Annotated in this window: 8 protein-coding genes; 3 read left to right on the forward strand and 5 right to left on the reverse strand. The window is 53.6% G+C overall.

The window, feature by feature from the left end; translation table 11 throughout:
• The first annotated feature begins 395 nt into the window (after positions 1–395).
• Positions 396–1,958, forward strand: a complete 1,563-nt coding sequence (gene guaA, locus AC0AP0_RS05625) for a glutamine-hydrolyzing GMP synthase (protein WP_445342727.1) — start codon at positions 396–398, stop codon at positions 1,956–1,958.
• Between the two features lie 137 nt (positions 1,959–2,095).
• Here the strand turns inward: guaA and AC0AP0_RS05630 are convergent, their stop codons facing one another.
• From AC0AP0_RS05630 to AC0AP0_RS05640, 3 genes are read right to left on the reverse strand one after another with little or no spacing between them, the layout of a single operon-like run.
• Positions 2,096–2,452, reverse strand: a complete 357-nt coding sequence (locus AC0AP0_RS05630) for a PH domain-containing protein (protein ID WP_110413007.1) — start codon at positions 2,450–2,452, stop codon at positions 2,096–2,098.
• A gap of 3 nt (positions 2,453–2,455) precedes the next feature.
• A complete protein-coding gene (locus tag AC0AP0_RS05635; RefSeq protein WP_110413006.1) occupies positions 2,456–2,875 on the reverse strand; it encodes a helix-turn-helix domain-containing protein in 420 nt (139 codons plus the stop codon).
• Between the two features lie 49 nt (positions 2,876–2,924).
• The gene (locus tag AC0AP0_RS05640) at positions 2,925–3,920 is read right to left on the reverse strand and encodes a glycosylasparaginase (RefSeq protein WP_254477428.1); all 996 of its coding nucleotides are present in this window, start codon (positions 3,918–3,920) and stop codon (positions 2,925–2,927) included.
• A gap of 554 nt (positions 3,921–4,474) precedes the next feature.
• On the opposite strand from AC0AP0_RS05640, the gene AC0AP0_RS05645 reads away from it, so the two are divergent.
• Both AC0AP0_RS05645 and AC0AP0_RS05650 read left to right on the forward strand, forming a co-directional pair.
• Positions 4,475–5,674 (forward strand): MFS transporter, encoded by a 1,200-nt coding sequence (locus tag AC0AP0_RS05645; RefSeq protein WP_110413004.1) that lies wholly within the window; start codon positions 4,475–4,477, stop codon positions 5,672–5,674.
• A 47-nt stretch (positions 5,675–5,721) separates the two neighbouring features.
• Positions 5,722–6,750: an alpha-L-fucosidase gene (locus tag AC0AP0_RS05650; RefSeq protein ID WP_490429661.1), complete on the forward strand. Its 1,029-nt coding sequence runs from the start codon at positions 5,722–5,724 to the stop codon at positions 6,748–6,750.
• Positions 6,751–6,980: 230 nt separating this feature from the next.
• On the opposite strand, the gene AC0AP0_RS05655 is transcribed toward AC0AP0_RS05650, so the two are convergent.
• On the reverse strand, positions 6,981–8,300 hold the full coding sequence (locus AC0AP0_RS05655; protein ID WP_490429662.1) for a hypothetical protein: 1,320 nt from the start codon (positions 8,298–8,300) through the stop codon (positions 6,981–6,983).
• Positions 8,301–8,650: 350 nt separating this feature from the next.
• Positions 8,651–9,475, reverse strand: coding sequence for an oxidoreductase (locus AC0AP0_RS05660; protein ID WP_254477432.1), 825 nt, complete (start codon positions 9,473–9,475; stop codon positions 8,651–8,653).
• Positions 9,476–10,133: the final 658 nt, after the last annotated feature.

The raw sequence follows: 10,133 nt of genomic DNA on the forward strand, positions 1-10,133 counted from the left end.
GTCTCCTCGGCGATTGGGGTCTCCAGCTTCGCCCAAGGGGTGCCGATAACAGGATTCGTCATGTGTACTCCTGCACTATAGTGCGATTGTTTATTTACTTCGGTTACGGGCTCGTACGGTGTCATTTCAGGCATCCGTCGGGTTCGTACCCAATGCCTACATGGTACGTGAACGAGCAGACTTTTCTGAACGTTTTTTTGCAGTGTGTGTTCGCTCTTGTGAGAAAATGCGAGGGAATTGTCTGCTTGCAGATATGAACTTCCATTGGGGCTGCCGATCTGGGCTCAATGACGGTAGCATTGTCGAAAACTGCAACCATACTGGACTTGTTCGAGGGCCTCGAATCGTCGCTCTCGGGCATCCATGGCAGATACAGCATATATATAAGGAGTCTTATGGCACAGGGTCCCGTCCTGGTGGTCGATTTCGGTGCACAGTACGCCCAGCTGATCGCTCGTCGAGTCAGGGAGGCGGGGGTTTACTCCGAGCTGGTGCCTCATTCGATGAGCCTGGATCAGATGCTGGCCAAGGATCCCAAGGCGGTCATCCTTTCCGGCGGCCCGGCCTCTGTCTACGTGGACGGGGCGCCCAACATAGATAAGAGAATTTTCGAGGCGGGGGTGCCCGTTCTGGGCATCTGCTACGGCTTCCAGGTCATGGCCCATGAGCTGGGCGGTGAGGTGGACAAGGCGGCTCTGGGGGAGTACGGCAAGACCGAGGCCTTCATCGACAGCGCTAAGGGAATACTACAGGATTCGCCCGCCCGTCAGGATGTATGGATGAGCCATGGCGTTGCCGTCAATCGTGCGCCTAAGGGCTTTGAGGTTCTGGCGCATACCGAAGGTGCTCCGGTGGCGGCCATGCAGGATCCTTCCCGGGGGCTGTACGGAGTCCAGTGGCATCCCGAGGTGACCAACACCCCTCTGGGACAGGATCTGATTGACCGCTTCCTGCACCAGTGCGCCGGACTGCCGTCGGACTGGAACGCCTCAGGCATCATCGGGCAACAGGTGGAGAAGATCCGTCGCACGGTGGGTGACGACCAGGTTATTTGTGGCCTGTCAGGCGGCGTTGATTCAGCTGTGGCGGCCGCTCTGGTCCACAGGGCCGTCGGGGACCAGCTGACTTGCGTCTTCGTAGATCATGGCCTGTTGCGCAAGGGGGAGGCCGAGCAGGTCAAGCATGATTTTGTGGCCGCCACTGGCATCAAGCTGATAGCCGTGGATGCCTCGCAGGATTTCCTGACCGCCCTCAAGGGCGTTTCCGAGCCCGAGCGCAAGCGCAAGATCATCGGCGAGAAGTTTATCCGCACTTTTGAAAAAGCCCAGCGGCAGGTGATTGAGGAGGCAGGCAAGACCGGCAAGGAGGTCAAGTTCCTTGTGCAGGGCACGCTCTACCCTGACGTGGTCGAGTCGGGCGGCGGAGATGGAGCGGCCAATATCAAGTCCCATCACAATGTGGGCGGTCTGCCCAAGGACGTCAAGTTCCAGCTGATCGAGCCTCTGCGCACCCTCTTCAAGGATGAGGTACGGGCCATCGGTACCGAACTGGGCCTGCCTGACCAGATTGTCTGGCGTCAACCCTTCCCCGGCCCTGGTCTGGGAATCCGCATCATCGGCGAGATTACCCGGGAACGTCTGGAGACCCTGCGCGAGGCGGACGCCATTGCCCGCGAAGAGCTGTCCAAGGCTGGGCTGGACCGGCAGATCTGGCAGTGCCCGGTGGTGCTGCTGGCCAATGTGCATTCGGTAGGTGTGCAGGGCGACGAGCGCACCTATGGCTCGCCGATCGTGCTGCGTCCGGTTTCCTCTGAGGATGCCATGACTGCCGACTGGACACGTCTGCCCTATGACGTGCTGGCCACTATTTCCACACGCATTACCAACGAGTGCCCGGGCATCAACCGTGTGGTCCTGGACTGCACATCCAAGCCGCCGGCAACCATTGAGTGGGAGTGAGCATCTAGGCCGACGAGCCATATGGCAATACGTCGAAGACTGTATAGTCACATATGACTTGTCGGCCCAGTTATTTGGTTCTCGGGCTATTGAATTCCGATAGTCGATAGAAGAACTCAGGTGCTGCAATTCATTGTTTACTGCTTTGTGATGGCCGCGTTAATCTGGTTGACCAGCTCGCGGGGTTGTTCCACCCCGAGCACCAGTCGGTCATAGCGCTCACCCTTGAGTTGGATGACAATGGGGCTTTCCGGTCTGGTGACATTCCAGAATGTCTTTTCCCCATGCTCAATGTATGTGCCGGCCCATTTACCGGGAACATGAAGGCCGGGCGCACGCAGGCCTTTGGCATCATCAAGAATGCCCGGATCCTCGCTCGCACCCAGAACATGCTCGAGCGGCACCACCAGTTTCCCTGTGAACGACCACATCTTATCCAAACCCTGCGGTTCAACTTCCAGCGTCCGCCCGACAATTGCCACCTTGTTGTTCATGACTTATCTTCTTTCGTCATCAGGCTGCAGACGAATATGTGCACGCTGCAGCAGCGTCTCGCCAAGGAGCGTGGCGATATCAAGGGCCACAGCATTAGTATCGTCATATCCCGAGCTGGACAGCTTCGCAAGGTAATCCCTGACCAGCCCACGAACCTCAAGATCATGATCTGACAGCTCCATGAGTGCCACCAATACCAGATTGAGCACTCCTGAATCGCCCGACTCAGAATCCGTTGCATCACGTAACGCAGCCACGAACATGCCGCGCTTGCTGCCGAAGGCACCGTAGAGACTGCCCCGGAGCAGACCCGTGGCCTTGACGAGAGCATCAATCGATGTGCCCTCATAGCCATGCTCCAGGAAAACCTCGCGGGCACGGGCAAGTACCTCATCATCATCGAAACTTCTCTTGCGACCCATGCCCGTCAAGATAGCATTAATTGACTAATCAGTCAAGAATGATAAATGGTTATTTGATGGACGCCTTGAGCGAGCGTTCATATTCCTGCAACCATTCCTTGGTCACTGGTTCGATTCGTGTTCCGCCCTCGCCGTCCGGATTGGCCATGAGTATTCGTATTTGCTCGTCTTTCTTAGCTGTGCAGAAGGTGAATTCTACGTTTGTGGCGACCCCCCATTCCCCTCTCTTGTTGAGAGCGATCATTGAGATCTCGCCTACTTTGCCGTAGCGGTTCCTCAGGAGGTCGTCAAATTTGTAGACTGCAGAATCGCAGGCTTCCTGCGGGCTCAAGCCGCTTCCCATCAGGGCGACGATCCGATAGGAGAGGCACCCTTTCATGATGTCTTCTCCCAGCCCGGTGGCGGCCGCCCCGCCGATGGTGCTGTCCACATAAAAGCCCGAGCCGGGTAGGGGAGAATCGCCTACTCTGCCAGGTTCCTTCATGAAGAGACCCGATGTTGATGTGCCGGCAGCCATCGAACCATGTGCATCCAAGGAGATGGCCCCGACCGTATCGTGCCCTCGATAGGGGCCTGCAGACTCCGGTGTTGTGGTTTTGGCGGCTTCCAGCTCCCAGCGCTTTCTGGCCCTGTCCGTCAGCATATTGCGCATTTCGAACCCGCTGACCTGGGCGTAACGAGTCGCCCCCTGCCCGACCAGAAAGCTGCTGGTATGGCGTCGACTCAGCTGCCTGGCCACGGATATGGGGTGGAGTACATGCTGGATGCCGGCCACGGCTCCCAAAGCCATGCTGTTCCCGTCCATGAAGGCGGCGTCCATCTCCATCTCACCTTCCCGGTTGGGCAAAGCACCATAACCGACGGAGGTGTAATCGGGGTTGGCCTCAACCTCACGGATCAGTGTCTCAACAGCATCGCCCGCATGGCCATCCTCTTCAAGATCGGAATTTGACTTGACCATCCCTTCATAGGCCATCCGCCATGTGGCAATAGAGGCCCATGTGGATTGATCGTGGCTGACTATCTGTGAGGATGAATCACTCATTTCCTTGGTTCTTTCTATCGGTGCGGTCGTTGACTGCTCTTGGGTGGATCACAAAAACTGTTTTTAAGCAGAAGAGCAGGCGAGACCTCAGCCGGTCGATGAATGATCGAGCTGATGGACCATGCTCCTGAGGGGACAGCCGTCAGTAGCGGGCTTACCTCGCCCGCATGCAGACAGCAACGATGTCCTCTGCCTTATCTCTTCTGTCAATGATAATTAATAAAGATACTTTTGTTTCGGAATGTCTTGCCAGCGCTCCTATTGTTTTATCAGCATCAGCTTTTGCGTACATACCTTAAGGCAGGCTTAAAAGGCCGAGTTCCAACAATTTGTTTGGTGAACGCTGGATGGCAGATCCGGCCGATTCTGCGTGACGCAACACCTTCGGCATGTACAGTTTCCAATTTGATATATACTATTAACAAACTATTATCTATTGAAATAGTTCGGGACCAAGATGGTTCATTGAATCTAGTTGTGTGCAGTACATGAGTCAATCAAGTGCTCGCCATCGTAAATGCGAATGCGATGACAGTTCCGAGGAAGGGACTTTCATGGAGTCAAAAGAGAAACAGGTGAACACCAGTTCACCGATTTTGATGTTGGGCATCTTATCCATATCATTCCTGATGTCGGTTTCGAACGCCGTCTCGGGGACCATCCCGCTGATGAAGGAGTACTTCTCCAATATCTCGGAGGCCAACGTAGAGCTATTGGTCGTCATCCCCACGGGAGGCGTCCTGCTGGGAACAGTGGTCAGCGGCCTCATATCCAACAAGCTGGGCAAGAAGTACACGGTCCTTTTGGGGCTCATCGTCTCCTTGGTCTTCGGAGTCATCCCTGCCTTCTTCTACAACTACCCAGCCATTTTCCTGTCGAGGGCCATGTTCGGCGTGGGCATGGGCATCTTCACCCCGCTAAGCGTCTCCTACATCACTGATGTCTTCCCTGAGAAAATCAGGAACAGGCTTTTGGGTTGGAGGAACTCCGTCGGCGCCATCGGCGATTCGATCATGCTCTTCATTGCAGGATTCCTGATCAATATCTCCTGGCATGCCACTTATCTGGTCTTCCTCTTCCTGATCGTTCCAATCGTCCTTGTCTCCCTTTTCGTCCCCAAGCGGCTTGACCGAGTCATCGTGGAGGATGGCAAGGAGGTTGAGGAAGACACTTCCATCAAGCCGTCTACCAACGGCGGCGTCATCCAGCTGGCCATCCTCTTCCTCTTCGTCTGCCTCTTCTATTCGGCTATCTCCCTGAAACTGGCCAGCCATATGGTCGATTCACACATAGGCTCTGCAGCTGATGCCACCAGGATCTTCGGCTTCCTGGTACTCTGCTCGATCATCTCAGGCATCGCCTTCGAACAACTCGCCAAGTGGTGCGGACGATACACCGTCTTCATCTTCGAGGTTCTGACGGCAGTGGTCATGATCGCTATGCCCTTCACCAACTCTATTCCGATCTTGCTGGTTCTGGTCCTGGTCGCAGGGTTCTGCAATGGCATCATCAATCCTGCTCTGACTGCCCGCATGGTGGCCTATTCGCCCAAGGGCTCCATGAACCTGACCACTTCGATCATCCTAATCGGCATCAACATCGGCTCCCTGGTGGCTCCCTACTTCTTCCAAGCCTTGGGCGGGGTGCTTGGCAATAAAGACCCAGGTTTCATGATCATGTGCGCAGGTATCTGCTACGTGATTTTGGCCCTTTATGATGCCTTCGTCGTCAAGAAGGACAAGCTGACCATCTGAGAGTGGTCATTGCGACTCGTATCAATCAACAGAAACAGAGGTAAATAATGAGCGATACCGTGGAATGGTTCAAGCAAGCCAAGTACGGAATGATGATTCACTGGGGTCTCTATTCACTCCTGGGAGGGGAGTACCAGGGGAAGTCGTCAAGCAACTATGCAGAGTGGATCCAATCTAAGCTTCAGATTCCCAACAAGGAATACGAACGCCTTACCAAGGCCTTCAACCCGATCTACTTTGACGCCGATGCCATAGTCGATCTGGCCAAGCGCTGCGGCATGCAGTACCTGGTCGTCACCACAAAGCATCATGACGGCTTCGCCATGTACCGGTCGTTGGTGGATCCCTACAATGTTTATGACGCGACGCCGTTCCACAGGGATGTGATTGGTGAGCTGTCATTGGCGTGCCGCAAGGCTGGTCTGCGATTTGGTCTCTACTATTCGCAGGACCTGGACTGGCATGAACCGGATGGGGGCGGATACCTCTCGAACGATATTGAGACGGCAGGCACCACCTGGGACAACAGCTGGGACTTCAAGGGGCAGAAGAACTACAATCGGGCATTCGAGCACAAGATCATGCCGCAGATTGAAGAGATCATGAGCAACTACGGGGAAATATCGGTCGCTTGGTTCGATGTTCCTATGACCCTCAGCGATGAGCAGAGCCAGACCATCTACGATACAGTCAAGCGCCTGCAGCCCGACTGTCTGATCAATTCCAGGCTGGGCAACGGCCGCTATGACTATGTCTCTTTGGGGGACAACGAGATTCCCGAAGATTCGGATGCCAGCGACAAGGCCGTCTCGGATGGAAATGTCGATTACAACTCGATCGAAGGATTCAAGCCCTCAAAGCTTGGCCTCTACGAGACCGCCGGGACCATCAACGATTCCTGGGGATTCTCATATCATGACCAAAACTGGAAGAGCCCGCAGACCATTCACGATTACAAGGCCCATCTGAACAAGTACGGCATCAACTATCTGCTCAACGTCGGTCTGGATGGATTGGGACGAGTTCCCATGGCTGCTGAGCAAGCACTACTGGGAGCGCGAGCTTTGGAGGCCTAAGGAATCGGAATTCTATGAATCAGCCAAGGAACCTTGTCGAAGGGGTACCATTCCCGTCCGACAAGGTCCCTTTGCTAGCTACTTGTTTAGCTTCACAGTCTCGGCGACTTCACAAAATGGGACTTCTGTGTTTGGGGGTTTATGCAGGTTATAGGTTCAGTCATACTTATAGCGGTGCTTTGACAACTGTGAAAGCAGATGTTTGACGAATACCGTGTTTGCGTGAACCCTTATTTTGGAAGAAATTTGATCGCTTTCGCTGCAACTGAAATAATTGTCTTGCTATTTTTTGCGACGAAACTACCAGCTACCAACAAGCCTCCGCCGATGGCGGTGATGTTTTTCTTCGCATGATCTGCGCTGTCTTTTCTTTTTGCTAGACAGCGAGCACAGTAAATACCATCCGGGTTATCGAGGAAAGTGTGGCAACTACGGGATCTGCATACGGCCATCAGTTGTGAGCCGCATTTCGGACAGTAATCGAAGTCTTTTTTATAATGGACGTTCTCTTTGTAAGAGTCACATTCCTGGTTGGTGCAACCTCTAACGCTCTTCATGGATCTCATCCGTTCAGCAGATAACTTAAGGTACAAGTGCTTCTCGGGCAATGCTAGGGATTTGCTTAGATTGGAAACGTCAAGTTGAAGTGCGGCTCGAGATCGCCAAATTCCCTGTTCTGTTCCTGTATCGGAGCGATCGCATTCTGCTAGAAGGCCGGCATTGTCTCCCACAGTCGACTTGATAAAGTGCGAATATGTTTCCAAGGCTTTCGCCATGGCCTTGGGCTCTCCTTGCTCGCAAAAAATGGCCGCTCTGGCAATTGACGCCTTGTGTATGGCAGGAAAGCAACCGTTGATGCTCTCCATTCTTTCATCGATGAGTTTTGTACGTCTGCCTTTTTCATGCTCGTAGTCGCCATTAGCGAGATATTTTACGTCAGACTCCATTTCCAACTCGAGTTGGGCCTCTGCGTCCGATAGAGCGCGCAAGGCCTGAGATATAAGGAGCTTTCTAAGAGTTTCATCGTCAACTTCACGGGCTTGCAGATAAAGGCGCATACCGCTCTGTAGGATGCCGAGCCTGTCGTTCTGTTGCCTCTCGAGAACTTCCTGCACGCGCACATCTATGACTGCAATTTGGCGGGCGATGTCTTCAAGCTGACCTTGAATTGCCCTGAGTTGTATTGCGTTCGCCGCTTGAAAGGGATCAATTCCCTCACTGAAATCCTCGCGCTTGATGGGCAATTTCTTTCCATATCGCCCGTTAGGATCTAAAAGTTGGGCAAAGGTGTTGCCTGCTCTATCGGTAGTTAGCTTGATGTCACCATTAGCGATGGCATCGAGAGTATTTTTTGGAACATCTACCACCAGACGAAAATCGTTATTCATGGCTTTATGAGCCAAGGCAAATTCGGAGGATTCACGTTCCAGTGCATGAACCATGTCTTTAATGGCGGTATTGCTTTTAGAGATGCCATTCCTTATTCCGTTCCGGAAAAATGCCAAGGGCGAGTCCGGATCGGCGCTGAACTCAGATTCTTCAGGCTTCAACGAAACCCCCTATCGAAAGACATGCCGGCTGCACGCTAATAACTGACGATAATTAATTAGATTATAACCGTCCATTGCTCAAAGGCACTTAAAGCAATTGCTTTGTTTGGGGGAAGTCAGTAACTAAGACAAATATCAACGAATTGGCACGGCAAAGTACTTGCAATACCCCAACCCAATGTCGTTGACACGGCTGCCCTCATCAACAGCAGCCTTAGGCAAGGAAAGTGAGGTATATCAGACTCTTGGTATTCCACAGTAGCTAGGTCAGAATTTTATCTCACTAAACTTAAACTTCCTTGCGCACATCTGGCTTTAATTGTGTACCGCTCTGGCATATAGTTTTAGCGTTAGAGGTCCTTGGCATGGACCATCAGGTAGTCCCAGGCACGGGTGGGGAGCAGGGAATGAAGGGCGATCAAGGGTTTGGCTCCGAAGCCCAGAAGGTAGCGTGGACGAGGATGGCGTACTATCGAGGCATGGACAATGGCCCTGGCGATAACGGATGGCTGGGTCAAATGTCTGCTGCAATAGAGCTTGCGCAGTCCGTTAGCAGCTCGAAACCCCGACTTTTGATAGGCGCTTTTGCGGGTGACTGACTGAAGATGGTCGGCGGCGATCGCACCCCAGTTGGTGGCGATGGCCCCAGGCTCGATCAGGACCACGTCGATGCCGAAGGGCCGCATCTCCATACGCAATGCGTCGCTGAAGGCTTCAAGGGCATACTTGGTGGCATGGTACCAGGCACCCATATAGGTGACCATCCGGCCCGCCATGGATGAGGTGTTGACGACCCGGCCGCGTCTGGCTCGGCGCATGGCGGGCAGTACCAGCTGGGTCAAGCGGGCAAGGCCGAAGAGGTTGACCTCGAATTGTCGACGGACCTCTTCGATGGAGACCTGCTCGACCGGGCCATAGGAGCCGTAGCCGGCGTTGTTGACCAGCAGGTCGACGCGCTTTTCCTTCTGCAGAATTCGTGCGACAGCCTTCTCGATGGATGCAGAATCGGTCAGATCCATCTGCACAGCCGTCACCCCCTTGTTGCCAAGCTGCTTCAGTCGTTCGACACGTCGTCCTGCCGCATATACCTGGTATCCACGGTCGGCGAGAAGTCGAGTAGTTTCATACCCTATGCCGCTGGTGGCTCCAGTGACGAGTGCTACTCGATTGGTCATTTCCTCACCCCTTTTGGCCGACATATCCAAGAATTCTGTCTCTTGCTTGTCTTTGAGGCAAAGTATATGACAGAGACCTCAATGCATGGGCGCAACAGTCGGATATGGAATGGAAGCTTGTAGGGGGGGGGGCTATCTGAATATGCTGATTGCGGATTCGTGGGCTGCGATTCGCCAGGATGGTGAATGAGCGATTTGAGGAAACATCCCAAAGGAACCTCAACATAAATCTCGGAAAATTTGAGATCAATCTCGTCTGGCTTCGCCTGTCTTGTCATAGGCACGTTTATTTTGGATGCTTGTGGCGTCCGCAAAATGGAAGCACCTGGTCAAATAGTGGTCGCGTTCATTGGATTGCTGGAACTTCGCTGTACGCTTATTATCAATGCTGATTGTAGATTCCACAGGAGGTTTCAGCATGCAGGGCACACGATTTACCTATTGGTGGCACGGATTCGATCTGTGACGCCGGGTGCCTTGTAGGAACGGTTGCACGGATCGGAACCCACCGGCCCTGCAGTCGTCGACAGCATTTCCCATGCATCGTCACCGCATAGTCGGTAAGGCAGCACCAACAACAGTGGTTGTAGTAACCGCATGGGAAAGGACAAGCCAATGACATTGGCGGATCATATGAATGCCAGGGTCAAAGCTCTGG

The sequence above is a fragment of the Bifidobacterium sp. POST2/T3 (B1) genome, from assembly GCF_058197115.1.

Coding starts and splice junctions, on each gene's coding strand:
- guaA (WP_445342727.1), top strand. CDS start 396: ATGGCACAGGGTCCCGTCCTGGTGGTCGATTTCGGTGCACAGTACGCC.
- AC0AP0_RS05630 (WP_110413007.1), bottom strand. CDS start 2,452: ATGAACAACAAGGTGGCAATTGTCGGGCGGACGCTGGAAGTTGAACCG.
- AC0AP0_RS05635 (WP_110413006.1), bottom strand. CDS start 2,875: ATGGGTCGCAAGAGAAGTTTCGATGATGATGAGGTACTTGCCCGTGCC.
- AC0AP0_RS05640 (WP_254477428.1), bottom strand. CDS start 3,920: ATGAGTGATTCATCCTCACAGATAGTCAGCCACGATCAATCCACATGG.
- AC0AP0_RS05645 (WP_110413004.1), top strand. CDS start 4,475: ATGGAGTCAAAAGAGAAACAGGTGAACACCAGTTCACCGATTTTGATG.
- AC0AP0_RS05650 (WP_490429661.1), top strand. CDS start 5,722: ATGAGCGATACCGTGGAATGGTTCAAGCAAGCCAAGTACGGAATGATG.
- AC0AP0_RS05660 (WP_254477432.1), bottom strand. CDS start 9,475: ATGACCAATCGAGTAGCACTCGTCACTGGAGCCACCAGCGGCATAGGG.